Source organism: Pseudomonas sp. LB3P14, from assembly GCF_054898045.1.
On the sequence record NZ_CM142714.1, the window covers coordinates 6,678,810 to 6,700,758 of the forward strand.

19 protein-coding genes and 1 pseudogene are annotated in these 21,949 nt (G+C 59.7%); 11 read left to right on the forward strand and 9 right to left on the reverse strand.

Annotation, left to right across the window (positions count from 1 at the left end):
• Positions 1 to 12: 12 nt before the first annotated feature.
• The 5 genes from tsaB (at position 13) to ACYZT5_RS30680 (ending at position 3,665) form a co-directional block, all read left to right on the forward strand.
• Positions 13 to 687 (forward strand): tRNA (adenosine(37)-N6)-threonylcarbamoyltransferase complex dimerization subunit type 1 TsaB, encoded by a 675-nt coding sequence (gene tsaB, locus ACYZT5_RS30660; RefSeq protein ID WP_095128123.1) that lies wholly within the window; start codon positions 13 to 15, stop codon positions 685 to 687.
• Between the two features lie 259 nt (positions 688 to 946).
• Entirely contained in the window at positions 947 to 1,252 is a 306-nt protein-coding gene (locus ACYZT5_RS30665; RefSeq protein WP_462048659.1) for a hypothetical protein, read from the forward strand.
• Entirely contained in the window at positions 1,252 to 2,112 is an 861-nt protein-coding gene (locus tag ACYZT5_RS30670; protein WP_462048660.1) for a DUF72 domain-containing protein, read from the forward strand. The genes ACYZT5_RS30665 and ACYZT5_RS30670 overlap by 1 nt, the downstream gene beginning before the upstream one ends.
• A gap of 33 nt (positions 2,113 to 2,145) precedes the next feature.
• A complete protein-coding gene (locus ACYZT5_RS30675) occupies positions 2,146 to 2,967 on the forward strand; it encodes an isocitrate lyase/PEP mutase family protein (protein WP_462048661.1) in 822 nt (273 codons plus the stop codon).
• Positions 2,968 to 2,996: 29 nt separating this feature from the next.
• Positions 2,997 to 3,665, forward strand: a complete 669-nt coding sequence (locus ACYZT5_RS30680; protein ID WP_462052338.1) for an extensin-like domain-containing protein — start codon at positions 2,997 to 2,999, stop codon at positions 3,663 to 3,665.
• 17 nt (positions 3,666 to 3,682) lie between these two features.
• Here the strand turns inward: ACYZT5_RS30680 and ACYZT5_RS30685 are convergent, their stop codons facing one another.
• Positions 3,683 to 4,303, reverse strand: coding sequence for an energy transducer TonB (locus tag ACYZT5_RS30685; protein WP_462048662.1), 621 nt, complete (start codon positions 4,301 to 4,303; stop codon positions 3,683 to 3,685).
• A 93-nt stretch (positions 4,304 to 4,396) separates the two neighbouring features.
• On the opposite strand from ACYZT5_RS30685, the gene ACYZT5_RS30690 reads away from it, so the two are divergent.
• A complete protein-coding gene (locus ACYZT5_RS30690) occupies positions 4,397 to 5,179 on the forward strand; it encodes a class I SAM-dependent methyltransferase (RefSeq protein ID WP_462048663.1) in 783 nt (260 codons plus the stop codon).
• Positions 5,180 to 5,310: 131 nt separating this feature from the next.
• Here the strand turns inward: ACYZT5_RS30690 and ACYZT5_RS30695 are convergent, their stop codons facing one another.
• Positions 5,311 to 5,955, reverse strand: a complete 645-nt coding sequence (locus tag ACYZT5_RS30695) for a TetR/AcrR family transcriptional regulator (RefSeq protein WP_462048664.1) — start codon at positions 5,953 to 5,955, stop codon at positions 5,311 to 5,313.
• A gap of 93 nt (positions 5,956 to 6,048) precedes the next feature.
• Here ACYZT5_RS30695 and ACYZT5_RS30700 point away from each other — a divergent pair, with 93 nt between their 5' ends.
• From ACYZT5_RS30700 to ACYZT5_RS30715, 4 genes and pseudogenes are all read left to right on the forward strand, one after another.
• Entirely contained in the window at positions 6,049 to 7,149 is a 1,101-nt protein-coding gene (locus tag ACYZT5_RS30700) for an efflux RND transporter periplasmic adaptor subunit (protein ID WP_462048665.1), read from the forward strand.
• Between the two features lie 6 nt (positions 7,150 to 7,155).
• On the forward strand, positions 7,156 to 10,227 hold the full coding sequence (locus tag ACYZT5_RS30705; RefSeq protein WP_462048666.1) for an efflux RND transporter permease subunit: 3,072 nt from the start codon (positions 7,156 to 7,158) through the stop codon (positions 10,225 to 10,227).
• Between the two features lie 9 nt (positions 10,228 to 10,236).
• A pseudogene (locus tag ACYZT5_RS30710) lies at positions 10,237 to 10,747 on the forward strand (Fic family protein); the annotation flags it as partial.
• Positions 10,748 to 10,900: 153 nt separating this feature from the next.
• The gene (locus ACYZT5_RS30715) at positions 10,901 to 12,262 is read left to right on the forward strand and encodes an IS4 family transposase (RefSeq protein ID WP_462047587.1); all 1,362 of its coding nucleotides are present in this window, start codon (positions 10,901 to 10,903) and stop codon (positions 12,260 to 12,262) included.
• 108 nt (positions 12,263 to 12,370) lie between these two features.
• Here ACYZT5_RS30715 and ACYZT5_RS30720 read toward each other — a convergent pair whose 3' ends face one another.
• From ACYZT5_RS30720 to plsB, 3 genes are read right to left on the reverse strand one after another with little or no spacing between them, the layout of a single operon-like run.
• Positions 12,371 to 13,060 carry a DUF4197 domain-containing protein gene (locus ACYZT5_RS30720; RefSeq protein ID WP_462048667.1) on the reverse strand — a complete coding sequence of 230 codons (690 nt, stop codon included), beginning with the start codon at positions 13,058 to 13,060 and terminating at the stop codon, positions 12,371 to 12,373.
• Positions 13,061 to 13,087: 27 nt separating this feature from the next.
• Positions 13,088 to 13,486, reverse strand: coding sequence for a YbaY family lipoprotein (locus ACYZT5_RS30725; RefSeq protein WP_462048668.1), 399 nt, complete (start codon positions 13,484 to 13,486; stop codon positions 13,088 to 13,090).
• A gap of 51 nt (positions 13,487 to 13,537) precedes the next feature.
• Positions 13,538 to 16,042, reverse strand: coding sequence for a glycerol-3-phosphate 1-O-acyltransferase PlsB (gene plsB, locus ACYZT5_RS30730; RefSeq protein ID WP_462048669.1), 2,505 nt, complete (start codon positions 16,040 to 16,042; stop codon positions 13,538 to 13,540).
• 166 nt (positions 16,043 to 16,208) lie between these two features.
• Here plsB and ACYZT5_RS30735 point away from each other — a divergent pair, with 166 nt between their 5' ends.
• Positions 16,209 to 16,418 carry a cold-shock protein gene (locus ACYZT5_RS30735; RefSeq protein ID WP_008146705.1) on the forward strand — a complete coding sequence of 70 codons (210 nt, stop codon included), beginning with the start codon at positions 16,209 to 16,211 and terminating at the stop codon, positions 16,416 to 16,418.
• Between the two features lie 116 nt (positions 16,419 to 16,534).
• On the opposite strand, the gene ACYZT5_RS30740 is transcribed toward ACYZT5_RS30735, so the two are convergent.
• The 4 genes from ACYZT5_RS30740 to ACYZT5_RS30755 all read right to left on the reverse strand — a co-directional run bounded on the left by ACYZT5_RS30740 (position 16,535) and on the right by ACYZT5_RS30755 (position 21,739).
• Positions 16,535 to 16,912, reverse strand: a complete 378-nt coding sequence (locus tag ACYZT5_RS30740) for a hypothetical protein (protein ID WP_462048670.1) — start codon at positions 16,910 to 16,912, stop codon at positions 16,535 to 16,537.
• Between the two features lie 75 nt (positions 16,913 to 16,987).
• Positions 16,988 to 17,797, reverse strand: coding sequence for a putative RNA methyltransferase (locus ACYZT5_RS30745; protein WP_218536281.1), 810 nt, complete (start codon positions 17,795 to 17,797; stop codon positions 16,988 to 16,990).
• Complete coding sequence (gene dapE, locus ACYZT5_RS30750) at positions 17,797 to 18,948, reverse strand: succinyl-diaminopimelate desuccinylase (RefSeq protein WP_462048671.1); 1,152 nt, start codon at positions 18,946 to 18,948, stop codon at positions 17,797 to 17,799. Before dapE ends, ACYZT5_RS30745 begins: the two co-directional genes overlap by 1 nt.
• Before the next feature lie 199 nt (positions 18,949 to 19,147).
• Entirely contained in the window at positions 19,148 to 21,739 is a 2,592-nt protein-coding gene (locus ACYZT5_RS30755; protein WP_462048672.1) for a glycosyltransferase, read from the reverse strand.
• Between the last annotated feature and the right edge of the window lie 210 nt (positions 21,740 to 21,949).

Sequence of the window (21,949 nt, forward strand, 5' to 3'; positions counted from 1 at the left end):
ACGGAAACATCGATGAGCACCTTGCTGGCCCTGGACACCGCGACTGAAGCTTGCTCCGTTGCCTTGCTGCATGACGGCAAAGTCACGAGCCATTACGAGGTGATCCCGCGCCTGCATGCGCAGAAGTTGCTGCCGATGATTCAGCAACTGCTGGCGGATGCCGGCACCACCCTGCAAGCGGTCGATGCGATCGCGTTCGGACGTGGGCCGGGTGCGTTCACGGGTGTGCGGATCGCTATCGGCGTGGTGCAGGGGCTGGCGTTTGCGCTGGATCGCCCGGTGCTGCCGGTTTCCAACCTGGCCGTGTTGGCGCAGCGGGCGTATCGCGAACACGGCGTGAGCCAGGTCGCGGCCGCCATCGATGCGCGGATGGATGAGGTGTATTGGGGTTGCTACCGCGAAACGGCGGGGGAGATGCGGCTGGTTGGCAATGAAGCGGTGTTGCCGCCGGAAGTGGCGGCGTTGCCAGCTGATGCCAGCGGTGAGTGGTTTGGCGCCGGCACTGGCTGGGGTTACGCCGAGCGTATCGCCGTGAGCCTGACCGGGCAGGATGCGGGCATGCTGCCTCACGCTGAAGACCTGCTGACCCTGGCGCGTTTTGCCTGGGCGCGTGGCGAAGCGATCGTGGCTGATGAGGCTCAGCCGGTGTACCTGCGCGATAAAGTAGCCACCCCCAAAGCACGTTAATTCCCAATACCGAGTCGGTCCCTTCGCGGGCAAGCCACGCTCCCACAGGTTTTGAGCCAGCCGCAAAATATGTGAACGACACAAACCCTGTAGGAGCGAGGCTTGCCCGCGAAAGCAATCTCCGAGATTTAGCCAATCGTCGTTTTATACCCCCAGCTTTTAAACCTTTTCCATTTTCTGTGTTCTAGTTATCACTCGGCGGTTTGCGCAGTGGGCTATGTGCCACTAAGCTGCCATTATTGATACCGGACATGTACTCATGCGTATAGACGGCGTTCCCTCTCAGTCTTACCCCATCAAGCGCAAGCCTCGCAAAGGCCATGTGGCAGAGGACGAGTCCGTTGTTATCGACGGCGAGCTGGAATTTCCGTCCGAAGAGCAAATGGCCGCTCGCGCCGCCAAAGCCTCTGCGCAACGCTTGAGTAATCTCCCCGCCCGTCAACAAGACATGCTTTATCACCGTGCCATGAGCAACAGTGTCGCAAAGGCCTTGGCCAGCTACCTGAGCACCGCCGGTTTTGTCGATTGGGATTCGGATGTGCTGGGCCTCGACTTGTACATCTGATGCAGCTGCCTTACTACCTGGGCTGTCCGTCCTGGAGTGAAAACGCCTGGCGCGACTACCTGTATCCGCAAGACGCAAAGCCCGCCGAATTTCTGAATCTCTATTCCCAAGTGTTCAACGCCGTGGAAGGCAATACGACCTTCTACGCGAGCCCGGCTGCGACCACTGTGCAGCGTTGGGCCGAGACTATGCCCGAACACTTTCGCTTCACGGCCAAGTTCCCAGGTGACATCAGCCACAGCGGCGACCTGCGCGAACAATTGACCGCTGTCGACACCTTCCTGCAATTGCTCAGCCCCCTCGGTGAGCGGGTTTCACCGCTGTGGCTGCAACTGTCCAAAAGCTTCACACCTCAGCGACTGTCAGAGCTTGCCAGTTTTATCGACGCTGTGGACCGGCCTTTGGCGGTTGAAGTGCGGCATGACGAATTCTTCGCCAAGGGCGATGCCGAGAGAAGGCTCAATCGCCTGCTGCTGGATCGCGGTGTCGAGCGTATCTGCCTCGATCCCCGGGCGTTGTTCAGCTGCACATCGACCGATGCCTCGGTACTTCACGCCCAATCGAAAAAGCCCAGGGTGCCAACCCGTCCGGCAGCCTTCACGCAATGTCCGCAGGTGCGCTTCATCGGCCACCCGCAGCTTGAGGCCAACGACCCGTTCCTGGTGCCGTGGGTCGAGAAAATCGCCGTGTGGATTGAAGAGGGCCGCACGCCTTATATCTTCCTGCACACCGCCGACAACCTGCTGGCCGCCAAACTGGCGCAACGTTTTCACGCACAACTGATGCTGCGTTTGCCTGGCCTGCCGCCGCTGCCTGAGCTATACAGAGAGCCCGCTGCCGAGCAACTTGGCCTGCTCTGAAGCGGATTCCTTGTCCTTTTCAGGAGCCTGCCAATGGATGCGCAAACCCTTCGAGCCCAAGCGTTCAAAGCACTGCACGAACGCGAGGGCGCTTTTGTCATTCCCAACCCGTGGGACGCCGGCTCGGCGAAAATGCTCGCCAGCCTTGGTTTTGAAGCGCTGGCAACCACCAGTGCCGGTTACGCCTTTTCCAACGCCCGCCCCGATGGCGCGTTGACGCTGGACGACACCCTGGCAAACGTTCGGGCGATTGTCGCGGCAACTGATCTGCCAGTCGCCGTCGATCTGGAAAACGGCTTCGCTGACGATCCAGCCGAATGCGCACAGAGTATTTTGCGTGCAGCAGAGGCCGGTGCGGTCGGCGGCTCTATCGAAGATGCCACCGGCCGTGAAGATGCGCCGATCTACTGCTTCGAGCATGCCGTGGCGCGCATCGAAGCGGCGGTCGCGGCGGCTCGCAGCTTGCCTTTCCCCTTCATGCTGACGGCCCGGGCCGAAAACTTTCTGCACGGCAATCCTGATCTCGCCGATACCATTCGCCGCTTGCAGGCATTTGTCGAGGCGGGCGCCGACGTGCTTTATGCGCCAGGTCTGCGCAGCGCTGAAGACGTGTTGGCGGTGGTCCGTGCCGTGGCGCCGAAACCGGTCAATGTATTGATGTCTGGCGGATTGAAATTGACGGTCGAGCAGTTGAGCGAAATGGGCGTCAAACGCATCAGCGTCGGTTCGGCGCTGGCCCTGGCAGCGTATGGCGAGTTTTTCCGCGCTGCCGAAGAGATCAAGACGTCGGGCACGTTCGGGTTCACATCGCGATCCATGCCGTACGCCCAGGCCAATCAATTGTTCAAAGGCTGACGGTGCGGTTTCGCTGGTGGCTGCTGTTGATGCTGTTGATCATGGGGGCGGCAGCCGTGAGCGTCTGGCGCGGCTGGATCTCTCTACCACCCCAGTGGAATCCTTGGGCGCCGCTGGACGTGAAGGCCGCGCCCAATTTTCTGACCCGCTACAAACTGATGCGCCTGCGCGATGATCCGCAGTTGTGCGATCAAGCCCTGAGCAGCTCCGGATTGCGCGTGACCCATCAGGCCGACAGCCCCGACGCGACGTGCCCGTTGATCAACACATTGCGTGTGCTAGGTGGCGAGGTGGCCCTTAACAGCAGTTTCCTCGCCAGTTGTCGCCTGGCGGTGTCGTTCGCCCTGTTCGAGCACCACGCCCTGCAACCCGCGGCACAGGCGGTCTACGGTCAAGCGGTAACGCGTGTCGACCATCTCGGCAGCTTTGCCTGCCGCAACGTCTACAGCCGCGAAAACGGCAGACGCAGCCAGCATGCCAGCGCCGATGCTCTGGATATTGCCGGTTTTCGCTTGGCCGATGGCCGCTCCATCAACGTGCTCAAGGATTGGCCGAAGGATAATCAGGACGCACGGTTTTTACGTCAGGTCCGCGATGGCGCCTGCGACATGTTCAGTGTGGTATTGAGCCCGGATTACAACGCCGCCCACCGCAATCACTTTCATGTAGATGTCGGGCCGTGGTGGGTGTGTCGCTGAAGGCCTGTTATTGAAAGTCAGGCGGCGATGCGCAGGTTCTGCAGGACGATCGGGCGAGCCCAGCCGTTATCGAAATCGAATTGCTTCTGTTGCTCCGCCCGCTCTTCGGGCGAGAACGGCGGGAATGGCTTGTCCAGCAGATCGAGTTCGAATTCGGCGATCGGCAGGTGCAGTGGACGCGGTTGCGGTGCGGCGCCAGGCGCTGGCAGTGGTTGACCGGCCGTGAGCACGATCGGGCGCACCCAACCGCTTTCGAAGTCCTGTTGTTTCTGTTGCGCGACGATTTCTTGTGCCGGGAACGGTGGGAAAGGTTTGTCGGCCAGGTCCATGTCGAACTCGGCAATCGGCAGGAACAGTGGCTCCGGCGGGCGGACCTCGGTTTCTTTCACATCGCATTCGCGCTGGGAAATGATGTGTGCGTAGAGCTCGCTGCCGACGGTCGGCTCGACCGGGCTCTCGAGATCAACCGGTGGGAAAGTCCCGCATGCAGGCACCACATCGCTCGACTGTTCGGCCAGGGCCTGGGCAAAAAAATCTTGCCACAGGTGACTGACGCCGCTCAGTGCTTGGGAGTTTCGCAGGCCATAATCGCCATGACGCGATAGGTAGCCGACGGATGTGGTTTGAATGTCTGACATTTCTCTCGGTCGACGCTCAGCTCTGGCAAAATGCTCGATAGTTTTGTTATCGGCCGTTTTTGCCGATCATTAATTTTTTGAGCGTGTTTTCCCATGATTGAGCAACCTGCGGTCTGCCGCATCCATGTCGAGGCCCTGGCCGAGACTTATCAGCCACAGGCCGAACAATGGGCCGAGCGCCTGGGTTTGCCGATGCAGGTGGATGACGGTGAGTTTGCCTTGCAGGTCGGCGACCTGGGTTTGCAGTTGCAGCAACTCGGCCCGGACGCGCCGGGGCCGGTGCGGGTGGACTTCGTCGAGGGTGGTGCAGCCCATCGCCGTTTGTACGGCGGCGGTAGCGGTCAGATGATCGCCAAGGCTGTCGGGGTTGCCCAAGGCGTGCGTCCGCGCGTGCTGGATGCCACGGCGGGGCTGGGCAAAGATGCGTTCGTGCTGGCGAGCCTGGGCTGCGAGATGAGCCTGATCGAGCGTCAGCCGCTGATTGGCGCTTTGCTTGAAGATGGCCTGGCGCGCGGCGCGGAAGACTTTGATGTGGCGCCGATCGTGGCGCGGATGCGCTTGCTCAAGGGCAATTCGATCGAGGTGATGCGCAATTGGGAAGGCGAGCCGCCGCAGGTGATCTACCTCGACCCGATGTTTCCCCATCGTGAGAAAACTGCCTTGGTGAAGAAGGAAATGCGCCTGTTCCGCCCGTTGGTCGGCGATGATCCGGATGCCCCTGCATTGCTTGAAGCCGCGTTGGCCCTGGCCAGCCACCGGGTGGTGGTCAAGCGACCGCGCAAGGCGCCGAGCATTGAAGGACCGAAGCCGAGCCATGCGCTGGATGGTAAATCCAGTCGGTATGACATTTATCCGAAAAAAGCGCTGAAGCCTTAAGACCGCGTCGCCCCCATCGCGGGCAAGCCCGCTCCCACAGATTCTGAGGTGTTCTCTGATGTTGTGTTCAATACAACATCTGTGGGAGCGAGCTTGCTCGCGATGGCGTCGGCTCTATCAATAAACATCTATCAGGCTGTCTCTGGCCGATAAGCCCGCATAAACAACCCCACCACTTCCTGCACATGGCTCTCGGCCGCCTCCCCGGTCAACGGCTCGCCGCAGCCATACAGCAGCCTGAAATTCCCCGCGCCCTTGAGCAGGCAGAAGAAATGCTCGGCCGCATTGCGCGGTTTGTCGATGCTCAAGGCTCCGCTCTGATCAACCTTTATCAGCAACCGCTCCATGCCATGCAGCATGCGCTCAGGCCCGGCCTCGAAGAAGATCAGCGAAAGTTTCGGGTCCTGGCTGCCCAGCGTCATCATCAACCGATGCAGGTTGACCGATTCGTCGCTGTTGATGAGCTGATGAAAACCGCGCGCGATGTTCAGCAACACGGTTTCCACCGCGACGCCGTCCGGCAATTCGAAAAACAGCGTAGGCAATTGCTCTTCGCACTTGGCCATCACGGCGGCGGAGAACAGCGTCTCCTTGTCGTTGAAATGGCTGTAGACCGTCAGCTTCGACACTCCGGCCTCGGCCGCCACGGCGTCCATGCTGGTATTCGCATAACCCTTGCTCAGAAACAGAATTTTCGCCGCATCGAGGATCGCTCGGCGCTTGGCCAAATCCTTGGGACGGCCTGGGCCGTTGGGTGCTGAAAGATTGTTGGGCATATGCGCTTTTATTACTGGACTGGTGAGTTTGCTATTAATAACATACTGCTCAGTATAATTATTCCAAGCACCATTAGCGAAAGGTCCTTCACCATGTTCCGCTATGCCTTGCCCCTCGCGTTGCCAGTCAGTCTGGCGTTTTTATTGTCTGCGTGTGGTCACGAAGAGGCGCCCCAAGTCACCGTTCGCCCGGCCATGGTCGTGCAGCCAGAGCCTTCGGCTCAGGCGATGGAAAGCTTTCCCGGTGAAGTCCGCGCTCGCTTTGAGCCGGACCTGGCGTTTCGCATCGGCGGTAAAGTCAGTCGACGACTGGTCGAAGAGGGGCAGCGGGTCAAGGCCGACCAACCTTTGGTGGAGCTCGATCCTCAGGATGTACGCCTGCAACTGGAAGCCACCCGCGCCCAGGTCGCCGCTGCCGAGGCCAATCTGAGCCTGGTGCGTGCCGAGCGTGATCGCTACAAGACCTTGATGGACCGTCAGATGGTCAGCCGTTCGCAGTACGACAATTCCGAAAACCTTTACCGATCCGGTGAAGCACGCCTCAAGCAAATCAAAGCCGAATTCAACGTCTCGACCAATCAGGCCAGTTACGCCGTGCTGCGCGCGCCTCAGGATGGCGTGGTGGCCAAACGTGCGGTCGAAGTCGGGCAAGTCGTGGCGGCCGGGCAAACGGTGTTTACCCTCGCCACCGATGGTGAGCGTGAAGTGTCGATCAGCCTGCCGGAACAAAGTTTCGGCCGTTTCAAGGTCGGTCAGCCAGTGTCGGTAGAACTCTGGACCCAACCCGACCAACGTTTCGCCGGGCGCATCCGTGAACTGTCGCCCGCTGCCGATCCAAAATCGCGCACCTTTGCCGCCCGCATCGCTTTCACCACCGGCAAGGTCCCCGCAGAGCTCGGCCAGAGCGCCCGAGTGTTCATCCAGACCGCCGACGTGGTGTCGCTGTCGGTACCGCTGTCGGCCGTCACCGCGGAAAACGGTGCCACCTACGTTTGGGTGCTTGGCGCCAACAATACCTTGAAAAAAGCCCCGGTCCGGGTCGGTGCCTTCGGCGAGAAAACCGTGCCCGTGCTCGAAGGCCTGAACGCCAGTGACTGGGTCGTGGCTGCTGGTGTTCATGTGCTTCATGACGGGCAGCAAGTGCGCCCGGTGGATCGCTCCAACCGCGTGGTCAATCTGGCGGACAAGGAGTAATCCCCGATGGGTTTCAATCTTTCCGAATGGGCGCTGCGTAATCGCCAGATCGTACTGTTCCTGATGCTCTTGCTGGCAGTAGTCGGCGCACTGTCCTACACCAAACTCGGCCAAAGTGAAGACCCGCCGTTCACCTTCAAGGCCATGGTGATTCGTACCAATTGGCCGGGGGCCACGGCGCAGGAAGTGTCACGCCAGGTCACCGAGCGCATTGAAAAGAAATTGATGGAAACCGGCGAGTACGAGCGCATCGTTTCGTTCTCCCGTCCGGGTGAATCCCAGGTGACGTTCATGGCCCGGGATTCGATGCACTCGGCGCAGATTCCGGAGCTCTGGTATCAGGTCCGCAAAAAAATCAGCGACATTCGTCATACCCTGCCGCCGGGCATCCAGGGGCCATTCTTCAATGATGAGTTCGGCACCACCTTCGGCAATATCTATGCGCTGACCGGCGACGGTTTTGATTATGCAGTGCTAAAGGACTACGCCGACCGCGTCCAGATTCAGCTGCAACGGGTCAAGGATGTCGGCAAGGTCGATCTGCTTGGTTTACAGGACGAGAAGATCTGGATCGAACTCTCCAACGTCAAACTCGCCACCCTCGGCCTACCTTTGGCGGCGGTGCAGCAGGCCCTTGAAGAGCAGAATGCGGTGTCCACCGCCGGGTTCTTCGAGACCACCAGCGAGCGCTTGCAGCTACGCGTCTCGGGGAATTTTCAGACAGTCGAAGAGATTAAAAACTTCCCGATTCGCGTCGGTGATCGTACGTTCCGCATCTCCGATGTGGCCGATGTGCGTCGAGGATTCAACGATCCGCCGGCGCCGCGCATGCGCTTCATGGCGGAAAACGCCATCGGTCTGGCCGTGGCCATGAAGGACGGTGGCGACATTCTGGTGCTGGGCAAGGCACTGGAAATCGAGTTCGACCGGATCCAGAAAAATCTCCCTGCCGGTATGCAGCTGCGCAAGGTCTCCGACCAGCCAGCCGCAGTGAAAAGCAGTGTCGGCGAATTTGTTCAGGTGCTGGTGGAAGCGTTGGCAATCGTCCTGCTGGTGAGCTTCTTCTCCCTGGGCGTGCGCACCGGCATGGTGGTAGCGCTGGCGATTCCTTTGGTATTGGCGATGACCTTCGCCTGTATGTATTACCTCGGCATCGGCCTGCACAAAATTTCCCTCGGCGCGTTGGTACTGGCGCTGGGCCTGTTGGTGGACGACGCGATCATCGCCGTGGAAATGATGGCGATCAAAATGGAGCAGGGTTTCGACCGGATCAAGGCGGCCAGTTACGCCTGGACCAGCACCGCATTCCCGATGCTCACCGGTACGCTGATCACTGCTGCCGGCTTCCTGCCGATTGCCACTGCGCAATCGGGTACCGGCGAATACACCCGTTCGATCTTCCAGGTCGTGACCATCGCGCTGCTGGCCTCGTGGGTTGCCGCCGTGGTGTTTGTGCCGTATCTGGGGGAGAAACTCCTGCCGGATCTGGCGAAAATTCATGCAGCCAAACACGGCACCGGCGACGGCCAGCCCGACCCTTATGGCACGCCGTTCTATCAGCGCGTCAGACGCCTGGTGGAGTGGTGCGTGCGGCGGCGCAAGACGGTCATTGTCCTGACGGTCGTGTTGTTTATCGGTTCTGTCGTCCTGTTTCGTTTTGTGCCACAGCAGTTTTTCCCGGCATCGGGTCGACTGGAATTGATGGTCGATTTGAAACTGGCCGAAGGCGCCTCGTTGAGCAACACCAGCGATGAGGTCAAGCGCCTCGAAGCACTGCTCAAGGATCACGCCGGTATCGATAACTATGTCGCTTACGTTGGCACCGGTTCGCCGCGTTTTTACCTACCGCTGGATCAACAACTTCCTGCGGCGAGCTTCGCGCAGTTTGTAGTCCTGGCCAAGACCATCGAGGAGCGCGAAACCCTGCGCACCTGGCTGATCGAAACCCTCAACGAACAATTCCCGGCCCTGCGCGCGCGGGTTACGCGTCTGGAGAACGGGCCACCGGTTGGCTATCCGATGCAGTTCCGGGTCACTGGTGAGCACATCGAAGAAGTCCGCGCGCTGGCTCGCAAAGTCGCGGCCAAGGTTCGCGAGAACCCGCACGTGGTCAACGTCCACCTGGACTGGGAGGAACCGAGCAAAGTTGTTTACCTGAACGTCGATCAGGACCGCGCCCGGGCGCTTGGCGTGAGCACCGCGAACCTGTCGAAGTTCCTGCAAAGCTCTCTGACCGGTTCCAGCGTCAGCCAGTACCGTGAAGACAACGAATTGATCGAGATTCTGTTGCGCGGCACGTTGCATGAGCGCACTGAGCTGTCGTTGCTGCCGAGTCTGGCGGTGCCGACTGATAACGGCCGCAGCGTAGCGCTGTCGCAGATCGCGACGCTGGAATACGGCTTCGAAGAAGGCATCATCTGGCACCGCAACCGCTTGCCTAACGTGACGGTGCGCGCCGACATTTACGGCAAGGAACAACCGGCAACGCTGGTGCAGCAGATCATGCCGACCCTCGATCCGATTCGTGCCGAGCTGCCGGACGGGTATCTGCTGGAGGTCGGTGGCACAGTGGAGGACTCGGCTCGCGGGCAGAACTCGGTGAAGGCCGGTGTGCCGCTTTTCATCGTGGTGGTGCTGACGTTACTGATGCTGCAACTGCGCAGTTTCTCACGCACGGTGATGGTGTTTCTTACAGCGCCGCTGGGCTTGATTGGTGTGACGCTGTTCTTGATGGTGTTTCGTCAGCCATTTGGTTTTGTGGCGATGCTTGGGACCATCGCGTTGTCCGGGATGATCATGCGTAACTCGGTGATTCTGGTGGACCAGATCGAGCAGGACATCGCTGCCGGGCTCAAGCCGTGGCAAGCGATTATCGAAGCCACGGTGCGGCGTTTCCGGCCGATTGTGCTGACTGCGCTCGCGGCGGTGCTGGCGATGATTCCGCTGTCGCGCAGTGTGTTCTTCGGGCCGATGGCGGTGGCGATCATGGGCGGGTTGATTGTGGCGACGGCGTTGACGTTGCTGTTTTTGCCGGCGCTGTATGCGGCTTGGTTCAGGGTCAAGAAAGAGCCGGTCTGACTTCCTACCCGGGCAGCGCAGTATTCCAGCCTTCTGCCCTTGGGCGAGCCGATACGGTGGGGCAACTTCGTGCTCACACCGCTGGCGCAGAAAGCTGTTTCCGCCGTCGATCGACAAGCCACAACGGCCGCGCTGGAGTACATGACCAGTCAGATTGGTGGGCATGCGCACTTCAGCTATCTGCTCAACGATTTGACTGATCAAAGGCATCGCACTGCATTTTGCTCTGGGCTATGGGCATCCGTTCCGCGATGGCAACGGCCGGGTCGCAAGGGCGTTGTTTTATTGGTTCATGTTCAAGAATGACTTCTCTGCCTTTCGCTACATTGCTATCAGTATTTTGCTGCGCAACGCGCCGGTGAAATACGGGCGGTCGTATCTGAACACTGAAGCTGATGACTTGGACCTGACCTATTTCATCGATTTCCAGTGTTCGGTCATCCTGCGGGCTGTCAGCGGTTTTACCGAGGCTTATCGGAAAAGTCTGGCGTATGCCGAGTGTTTGAGAAGCGAAAGATGGGGCGCGAGTGGGTGTTCTTTCTGCGGGCTCAAAACACAACCACGTTCTGATCGTTCCCACGCTCCGCGCTCATCGTTCTACATAACTCTGTTTTCAAGTATTTTTGAAACTCGAAGAAATGGAGAACGAAGATTGAATTGGGCACAGGACGAAATGAAAACCGCCGACTTGGGTGATGGCCGTTTAAATGCCAGGCTCGCCAGCTTTTTAGGACGCCTAGCCGATCATCCCGGCAACAGCATCCCGACCGCTTGTCGAGGGCTGGCAGAAACCACGGCGGCTTATCGATTTCTTGATAATGAGAAAGTCACGTTCCAGAAGGTGTTGCGGCCCCATCAGGACGCGACCCTGCAACGGATGCAAAGCAGTCCCGTGGTGCTGTTGGCGCAAGACACGACCGAGATGGACAAATGGGTCAATCTCGGTCCCAAAGGAATGGGCACGATCAAGGCGCAGAAGAAGTTTTCTCGACGTCTGCACCCAACCATTGCCTTTACCCCCGAACGTATTTGTCTGGGCGTCGTCGATGCTCAGTGGTGGAGCCGCGATAAACCGAGCCCCCGCCATGAGCGCCGAGATAAAGGGATTGATGAGAAAGAGAGTCAGCGCTGGATTGACAGTTATCAAACCAGTTGCGCGATTCAGGGGCAGCTACCGCAGACCCTGGTGGTCAACCTCGCCGATGCTGAGGGCGATCTGTACGAATGGTTTGTTGATCATCAAGAGTTCAGTCCAGACACCCGGGCCCAATGGATCGTGCGGGCGGCTCAAGACAGGCGCTTGCTGGGGGCTGACAACGGGAAGTTGTGGTCGGCACTGGATCAGGCACCGTCCTTGGGAACACTCAAGGTTGAAGTCAAAGCTCGTCCCCAGCGCCCCGCCCGACTGGCTGATGTCACCTTGCGCGCGGCAACCGTGACCCTGCGTGCCCCCGACAGGTCGGGTTACAAATTGCCCAGTGTCTCGATCAATGCTGTGTTGGCCCGTGAAGAAAACGCCATAGACGGTGTTGAACCTCTGGAGTGGCTGCTGCTGACCAGTCTGCCGGTCACTAGCCTGGAGCAGGCGAGCACCGTGGTTGAGTGGTACGGGGTACGCTGGTCTATCGAAGTGTTTTTCAATGTGCTGAAGAATGGTTGTCAGGTCAGTCGATTGCAGCTGGAGACCGAGGAACGGTTGTTGCCCTGCATTGGTTTGTACCTGATCACGACCTGGCGTGTGCTGTACAGCCTGATGCTGGGACGTGCTTGTCCCGATCTAAGCTGCGAGATGGTGTTTGAGGCTTCGGAGTGGAAAGCAGCCTATATCGTGGTCAAACGGTGCCAACCGCCCACTGCGCCCCCTTCTTTAGGAGAAATGGTTTTACTGGTCACGAGCCTGGGAGGCTACTTGGGGCGTAAAAATGACGGACCTCCCGGCCCCAAGGCCATGTGGATAGGGATGCAACGAATACGTGAGTTTGTTATCGCATTAGACGCCCAGCGTGCGCTCATCGAGAGTTGTGTAGAACGATGAGCGCTCCGCGTGGGAATGCCGCCAAGGACGCTCCGCGTCCGCTGTGACGCAGAGCGTCATGGGATGCATTCCTTTGCTGCGCGTGGGAACGATCAGCGGGAGAGAGTATTAGAGCGTACCAAACACCTTCTTCGCCAGACTGGTCGCTGCCGCCGCGGGATTCTGGCGAATGGTTTCTTCCTGTTTACCAATCATCTCGAACAAACCGTTCAACGCCTGCTCGGTCACGTAGCTTTCGATGTTGGCGTTCTTCGCATCCACCACACCGAGCGTCGCGGCTTGCCCTGCGAACGAGTTGTATTGTTTGGCCAGGCCCACCTGATCGGTGGCTTGCTTGACGATCGGCAGGAATTTCGCGCGGATCTGTTCGCGGCTGGTTTTGCTCAGGTACTGAGTGGCGGAGTCCTTACCGCCGCTGAGAATGCCCTTGGCATCCTCCACGCTCATCTTCTTCACCGCATCCACCAGGATCGGTTGGGCCTGGGTCACGGCGGTTTCAGCCGCTTTGTTCATGCTGGTTTCCAGCTGGTCGACCTGATCACCCATGCCGAATTGCTTCATCTTGCTGGCGACTTTGCCCAGTTTGCCGGGTAGCTCGATTTTCACGTCCGGGTTGTTGCTGAACCCGCCCGGCGTGCCAAGTTGTTTCACGGCCAGTTGCGCACCTTGAGTCAGGGCATCCTTGAGGCCGCCGGTGGCGTCTTTTTGCGACAGGTCGCTGAGTGACAGCGCCAGCGCGCTGGCGGAGATCATCAAGCCTGCACACAGGCCGGCGAAGCGAAGGGTAGGGCGGAACATGGCAGCTTCCTTGTTCAAAATAGAGAATTAGCGGGCGGCGTCGACGCGGATTTTCAGTGGCTGCGGGTCGCTGCCATCAAGCTGTACGGCATGATGTTCGGTGGTGATGAACATCAGCTCGCCGTTGACTTCGATCCGTGCGCTGACCGAATAGCGATGACCCGGTTTGACCTGTTCCGGATCGTAACTCAGATGAAACGGTAGCGGCACCTGGCCTTTGACCGGGCCTTTCTGTTCGTCGAGGACCACGGCAGGCGCATCGGCCAGGGACACGTCCTGCAAGCTGACGCTCAAGGTAGCGCTGGGCGGCAGGGCGATGCGTTGCAGGTAGAACACTTCGCCATCGAGGCTGGTTTTCGCGGCGGGTTGCATCGACTGACAGGCGCCTAGCAGGGTGGTCATGGCCAATAGAGTGAGTTTTTTCATCGGAGATCTCCGTATCGAAGGCGCCAGAAACAGCCTGGCGCCTGTAGGAATTTAGTCGGTCTGCACCGGTGCTGCGATCTGATCCGCCGCATCTTCACTGCGATGCAGCGCAACCTGACGGATCGACAAGCGAATCTCCGCCGACAACACCCGTTTGGCCGCACCTTCCGCCAGTTCACCGAGCAGTTCGTGATAACTCAACTTGCCGGCCTCGTCACGCTTGAGCACGTCCAGATCCAGCATGGTCTGGATGAAGTGGCGGAACAGGCTCTTGTCGAAGAACTCCGGGGCGTTGAGGCCGTGGAGGATCGACAGACGCTGGGCCATGACCGTGCACAGGTCTTCCAGCTCCTCGGCACTGATGCTGTTTTGGCCGCTGTTGAGCAGCAGGGAAACCGTCATGTAGAAGCGTTGCAGGGTCTGGGCGATGCTTTTCGACAGCAGCGTCAGCAGCACGAAATGCCGCGAACTCGGCGCCGGACGCAGGTAGACGTCATTCTCAAAACGCAGCAGACCTTGCTCGACGAACGCTTCGAGCCATTGATCGATCACCGCATCCAGTTCGTCCAGCGACCAGCGAATGAACAGCTCCGATTGCAGGTACGGGTACAGAGCGCGGGTGTAGCGCAGGATCTGTTCGCGGCTCATGCGTGACGCGCTTTGGAAGAAACTCGCCAGCAGCGCAGGGAGGGCGAAGATGTGCAGCACATTGTTGCGGTAGTAGGTCATCAGGACGGCGTTCTGCTCGTCCAGATACAGAATCTTGCCCAGGGCATCGCTCTGCTCGGACAACAAATCCATGTCCTTAACGTGCTCGATCAGCGCCCGGCCATCGCCTTCCGGCAACGTTGTGTGGGGCGAGTAAGGGATCTTGCGCAACAGCGCCAAATACAGATCAAGTACCCGCGCCATGGCGCGATCATCCAGCGCGAGGCGGCTGGTGGACAGCAGCGCCAGGGCCACGAGGTTGACCGGGTTGATCGCCGCGGCTTCATTCAGATGCTGTGCGACTTTCTCGCCGAGGCGGTTGGTGGTTTCGTTGAGCCAGGCCGGTTTGAACTGTGGGCTGAGTTCCTGTTTACGCCAGTCCGGCTGTTCGCTGTCGAGGAATTCCGCCAGTTTGATCGGCTCGCCAAAGTTCACCGCCACTTGGCCGAAGCGCTGCTTGAGGGCGCCGATGACTTTGAAGATGTCGAAGATCGATTCTTTCTTCTTGCTCGCACCACGCAGTTCGCCGAGATAAGTCCGGCCTTCCAGCACGCGCTCGTAGCCGATGTAGACCGGGATGAAAACGATCGGCATCCGCGACGAACGCAAGAAGCTGCGCAGGGTGATCGCGAGCATTCCGGTTTTCGGTTGCAGCATGCGCCCGGTGCGCGAACGGCCACCCTCGACGAAGTACTCCACCGGGAAGCCTTTGGTGAACAGGGTGTGCAGGTATTCGTTGAACACCGAGGTGTAAAGCGGGTTGCCCTTGAAGGTGCGGCGCATGAAGAACGCACCGCCCCGCCGCAATAGGCTGCCGATCACTGGCATGTTGAGGTTGATCCCGGCGGCGATGTGCGGCGGGGTCAGGCCGTTGCGGAACAGCAAGTAGGACAGCAGCAGGTAGTCGATGTGGCTGCGATGGCAGGGCACGTAGATCACTTCGTGACCCTGAGCGACCTTCTGCACGCCTTCGATGTGGTTGACCTTGATCCCGTCGTAGATCTTGTTCCAGAACCAGCTCAGCACCACTTCCAGGAAACGGATCGCGGTGTAGGTGTAGTCCGAGGCGATTTCGTTGCCATAGCGCAGGGCCTGGGCCTTGGCTTTTTCCGGGGCGATGTTCTCGCGCTCGGCTTCGTCGAGGATCGCTTGCTTGACCAGGGGCTGGTTGAGCAGGCCCTTGACCAGGTTGCGACGGTGGGAAATGTCCGGGCCGATCACGGCGGCTTTCAGGTTGCGGAAGTGCACCCGCAGAATTCGCTGGGCCATGCGCACGGTGCGCTCGTGGCCCTTGTTGTGATCGATCAGCTCACGCAGGTGAATCGGTGCCGAAAACTGCACCCGGGTTTTGCGCCCCAGCACAATGATGCTCAGCAACCGGCGCAGACGCCCGGTGACCGCCCAGCTGTCGGCGAAGAGCAGTTTCCACGGGCTCGATTCGCTGTCCGGCGACTGACCCCAGAACACGCTGACCGGAATGATCTGTGCATCTTCAGCGGCGTTCTGGCTCAGGGCACTGACCAGGCGAGTCAGGGTCGGCGGCGCGCCACGTTTGTCCTGGCGGCCGAGCCAATCGGGCTCCGGCGTCAGGTAAAAGAACGCGGCGGGTTCCACCAAGGTTCCTACCGATACCGGCAGCACCGGGCGCGGCAGGCCGGCCTTGCTGCATTCGGTGTCGACCACGGCAAGGTCGGTCAGCGAAGGGTTTTGCAGGACGTAGAACACCGGACGACTGCGGTCGAGGTTGAGGGTGAACGACGACTGGTTGATCGTCTCCGAGCGAACCCAGAGGTACAACAGTCGGCGCAGGGTGCCAAACACAAGACGGCGGAGCGGGGAACGGGTCATACGGCATCTGCGTGAGTGAATAAAACCGAGCGTTTGCTCGGGCGACCGATAGTGTGCCGTATTCGTCGAAAATCGGCAAAAAAGCGCCTAAGTAAAGTTGAGTTGAGAGTTTTCGCGCCTGTCATATACTCGGCGGCTCAAAATAAAAAGAAAGGGGTACTGATTCATGGCAACGCGCGAAACCGGCAATGTGAAGTGGTTCAACGACGCCAAGGGCTACGGCTTCATTCAGCGCGAGGACGGGGTGGACGTGTTCGTGCATTACCGCGCGATCCGCGGCGAAGGGCACCGCTCGTTGGCTGAAGGCCAGCAGGTTGAATACGGCGTGGTGACCGGCGAGAAAGGCTTGCAGGCAGAGGATGTGGTGGGCCTCTAAAGATCGTTCCCACGCTCTGCGTGGGAATGCAGCCCGGGACGCTCTGCGTCCCTTTCACAGCCGAACGCAGAGCGTCCGTTGAGGCATTCCCACGCGGAGCGTGGGAACGATCAGTGTCAGGCAGTTTTCCAGGTGATTTCTTCTTCACCATCAGCGCTGATGCGCATCCAGCGATCGGCCGATTCTTCACCTTCTTCCTCGACCCAGCTACCCGGTGCACAACGCACTTCAATGTTCAGCGCGGCAAACGCAGCGCGGGCACAGGCGATGTCGTCTTCCCACGGGGTCTGGTCGCTTTCCAGGTACAGGCTGTTCCATTTGCCCACGGCTTTCGGTAGCCAGGTCACGGGCACGTTGCCGGCCTTGCACTTATAGGTCTGGCCTTTCTGGACCCAGTCGGTGCATGGGCCCAAAGCCGCGCCGAGCCACGCCGCGATGGCCTTGTAGTCGACGTCGGCGTCTTTCAGGTAAATCTCGATATCGGGTTGGCGCATGGATGTCCTCACTGCGGGTCTGAAAAATCCATTCGCGGATTTAGCCGGCCTTGAGCCGTTGCTCAAGACCAAAAATTATTGAAGTACGAAATAATCGTAGCGCATCGAAACAGTGACCTCGAACGGCTCTACCTGTTCGATGACCGCTGCCCGGCGTTCAGCACTGGCGCGCCAGCCGTGTGGCGTCATGGCCAGCAGGTTTGCACGGTCCTGACCCTTTTCCAGCGTCAGTTTGAATTCCAGGGTTTCGCTGTGTTGCAGCGCCATGCCTTCCGGCACCAGGGCCAGATGCTTGTCGTCGGTGTATTCACGAACTTCGTCGTACAGACGCTCGCGCAATTCCATCAGATGGCCACTGGTCGGCCCGACTTTCATCAAACCGCCGCCGGGGCTGAGCAGGCGTTTGGCTTCCTCCCAGTCCAGCGGACTGAAGACGCTGGCGAGAAACTGGCAGCTGCCCGAGGCCAACGGCACCCGCGCCATGCTGGCGATCAACCAGGTCAGTTGCGGGTTGCGTTTGCAGGCGCGTTTGACGGCTTCCCGGGAAATATCCAGCGCGTAACCGTCGGCGTTCGGCAAGGCCTCGGCGATTTGCGCGGTGTAGTAACCCTCGCCACAACCGATGTCCAGCCAGCGCTGGGGCGCGTATTGCGCAGCCAGTTCGGCCAGACGCTTGGCCACCGGCGCGTAATGACCGGCGTTCAAAAAATCTCGCCGGGCTTCCACCATCGCCAGGTTATCCCCAGGGTCGCGGCTGTTTTTGTGCTGCACCGGCAACAGGTTCAGGTAACCCTGACGAGCGCGGTCGAAACGATGCCCGGCGGGGCAGGCCACGCCGTTGTCCACCGCGTTCAGCGGTTCGCTGCAGATCGGGCAGGCGAGCATCAGGCGAGCAACTTGATCAGGGTCTGGTAGTAGATTTCGGTCAGCACATCGAGGTCGGCAGCCAGCACACGCTCGTTGACTTGGTGAATCGTCGCGTTGACCGGGCCCAGTTCAACCACTTGTGTGCCCATGGTCGCGATGAAACGACCGTCAGAAGTGCCGCCACTGGTGGACGCCTTGGTCTCTCGGCCGGTGATGTCCTTGATGCTCGACGCAACGGCATCCAGCAACGCACCCGGCTCGGTCAGGAATGGCAGACCGGACAGCGCCCAGTCGATGTGCCAGTCCAGACCATGCTTGTCGAGGATGTCGGCAACGCGCTTTTGCAGGCCTTCGACGGTGGATTCAGTGGAGAAGCGGAAGTTGAATACCGCCACCAGATCACCCGGGATCACGTTGGTCGCGCCAGTGCCGGAGTTCACGTTGGAAATCTGGAAGCTGGTCGGCGGGAAGAAGTCGTTGCCGTGGTCCCAATGCTCGGCGGCCAGTTCGGCCAGCGCCGGGGCGGCGAGGTGGATCGGGTTCTTCGCCAGGTGCGGATACGCCACGTGGCCCTGCACCCCGCGCACCGTCAGCTTGGCGCCGAGGGAGCCGCGACGGCCGTTCTTCACCACATCACCCACCAACGTGGTGCTCGACGGTTCGCCGACGATGCACCAGTCCAGGCGTTCCTTGCGCGCGGCGAGGCGCTCAATAACAGCCTTGGTGCCGTGGTGCGCCGGGCCTTCTTCGTCGCTGGTGATCAGGAATGCCACCTTACCCTTGTGATCCGGGTAGTCGGTGACGAAACGCTCGGCCGCCACGGTCATGGAAGCGAGGCTGCCTTTCATGTCTGCTGCACCACGGCCGCAGAGCATGCCGTGTTCATCGATCACCGCGTTGAACGGGTCGATCTGCCAGGCGGTCACCGGGCCGGTCGGCACCACGTCGGTGTGGCCGGCGAAGCACAGCACCGGACCGTCGTGTTTGCCGTGGATTGCCCAGAAGTTATCCACATCTTCGATACGCATTGGCTCAAGCGCAAAACCGGCATCGCCCAGGCGCTGCATCATCTGCTTCTGGCAATCGGCGTCGACCGGCGTCACGGACGGACGGCGGATCAGGTCGATGGCGAGTTGAAGGGTCGGCGAAAGGTCGGCGTGGGCCGTCATGGGAAAACTCCGGAAACTTTTATTTGTAGGAGCGAGGCTTGCCCGCGAAGAACGATAATGCGGTGTATCTGTTACACCGAGTCGCTTCATTCGCGGGCAAGCCTCGCTCCTACAGGGGATAGGGCTGGGCGCGCAAAATGGCGGTTATCTTAAAGCAAAACGGCGGCCATTGGCCGCCGTTTAGTGCATCTGTCGCGATTTAGACCACTGGTAGAGTCTCGGCTTCGGCTGCCGGTTTTGGCAGAGAGGACAAGAACGCCATGATCAATGCCGCCAGGTACGGCAGCGACTGCACCAGCAACATGGTCACCCAGAAGCGGATGTCGTTGCTTGGCAGACCTTGCACCAGGAAGATCCCCAGCGCCGCGCCCCACAACAGCAGCATGATGAACGCTTCTTCGCGTGCTTCCGAAATCGCCACCCAGAAGCCGTGGTTATCGGCGTTCTTCGGTGTGCGGAAGAACGGAATGCTGCTGGTGAAGAAGCCGTACAACACCGCTTTGGCGATGGTGTGCGACAACGCCAACCCTGCCAGTGCCGCGCAGAAAGCGTCCTTCAGATTGACCCCGACCGCACGACGGTAAAGGAAGATGATCTTGCCAACCTTGAACACGAACAGCGCCAGCGGCGGGATCGCGAAAATCAACAATGGCGGATCGACCCGCTGCGGCACGATGATCATCGCCGCCGACCACAACAAGGCGCCCACGGTGAAGAAGATGTTCATGCCGTCCGCCACCCACGGCAACCAGCCCGCGAGGAAGTGATAACGCTGGCCACGGGTCAGCTCGGAGCCCTTGCCGCGCAACAGGCTGGCGGTGTGACGCTTGATGATCTGAATCGCGCCATAGGCCCAGCGGAAACGCTGTTTCTTGAAGTCGATAAAGGTATCGGGCATCAGGCCTTTGCCGTAGCTGGTGTGGTAATACGCCGCCGACAGGCCTTTTTCGAACACGCGCAGACCCAACTCGGCGTCTTCACAGATGCACCAGTCAGCCCAGCCGAGCTCCTCGAGCACCGAGCGCCGGGTCATGGTCATGGTGCCGTGCTGGATGATCGCGTCACGGTCGTTACGGGTGACCATGCCGATGTGGAAGAAACCTTTGTATTCCGCGTAGCAGAGCTTCTTGAAGGTGCTTTCGTTCTGATCGCGATAATCCTGCGGCGACTGCACCACGGCGATTTTCGGATCCGCGAAGTGCGGCACCATGTGCTTGAGCCAGTTCGGGTCGACGCAGTAGTCCGAGTCGATCACCGCAATCACTTCGGCATCTTTGGCGGTATGCGGAATCAAGTAATTCAGCGCGCCACCCTTGAAGCCGGCCAAAGGCGCGACGTGGAAGAACTTGAAGCGCGGGCCGAGGGTTTCGCAGTAGGCCTGCACCGGTTCCCAGACCGCCGGGTCCTTGGTGTTGTTGTCGATGATCAGGACTTCAAAGTCCGGATAATCGAGGTTGGCCAGCGCATTGAGGGTCTGTTTGACCATCTCCGGCGGCTCGTTGTAGCACGGTACGTGGATCGAGACTTTCGGTCGGTAGTCCGAATCCCCCACGACTGGCAGGAATTCTCGCCGGCGCTTGTGGGTCCAGACCGCTTCGGCCAGTTCGTGGGCTTCGGTCAGCAGTACGATAAACACCCCGAGTGCACCGAGGGCGAGCAAGAAACCCACCGTCAGGCTGAACCAGGTGCTGTATTGCTGGCTGTAGTCGTAACCGATCCACACCAATACCGAACCGCAGAGGAACGCGGTAAAGGTCAGGAAGGTGCGACCGCGTTGGCGCAGGGCCGAGCCGTCGATCATCAGCAGGGTCAGGGACAGCAGGGCCAGAACCACCGAACCGATCGCTAGCACGCGCCACTGCGGGATCGCGACGACTGGGCCTTCAAAGTTGAATTTCTGTTGGCGCGCCGCGTTGAAAACACCCCAGTAAGCGCCCACGGACCCTTCGTCACTGGCCTTCCACGGCTGGTCAAAGGCTTCGATCACGAAGTAGTTGAAGCCCTGGCGGTTGAGCTTGTTGACCAATGTACGCAGGTAGATCGCCTGATCCGCCGGGCTTGAATCGGTGCCGCCACGCATGCGGCCGTTGCTCGGCCAGCCAACCTCCGAGAGCAGCAGCGGTTTTTTCGGGAACATCTTTTTCAGGTCCCGGGCGCGGTCGAGGACGAACTGACCAGCCTTCTCGACCGGGACGAATTCCCAGTAAGGCAGAACGTGCGCGGCAATCAGGTCGACGTGCTTGGCCAGTTCCGGGTGTTCTTCCCAGACGTGCCACTGCTCGGACGTGGTGACCGGCACTTTCACTGCCCCGCGAACGCGATCCAGAATCACGCTCAGGTCCTTGGCGGTGATTTCCTTACGGAAAATCGCCTCGTTACCCACCACTACGCGAACCACGCTGCGGGACGTATTGGCCAGTTCGATGGCGCGCAGGATCTCGCGCTCGTTGCGTTCCTGGTCCGGGCTGATCCAGATCCCCAGGGTCACCCGCAAACCGAATTCTTCGGCCAGTTTGGGAATGTCTTCAAGGGTGCCATCGACCGAGTAAGTACGGATGTTGTCCGTCAACTTGCTCATGATCTCCAGATCGCGACGCATTTCATCGTCGGTCGGGTACTGGTCTTTCTGAGGGTACTGGCCTTGTTGAAACGGCGAGTAGGAAAAACCGGAGATCTGTTCAGGCCAGTTGGGGGCGGTGACCGGGCGATTGATCAGCGCCCAGAAGCCGGTAAACAAGGCAGCGATGGCGAGCACCACGACCAGGTTGAGTCCAAATTTACGCGATGACATAGCTATTTCGGGTTCCAAAGGCTGTGGAACGAAGGAACGGTCGGCGGTTGCCAAGCGGCGCGCATCCTACACCGTGCTTTCACCGACCGTACAGCAGGCAGGGAAAAGCCTGACGTTGGGCAATCCCGTTTCACATAAGTTCTTACACTTGTAGCCGGAAGGTTAAAAGTTATCGCGCTGTGGCCCTATAATGCGCGCCGGTTTTTGGGG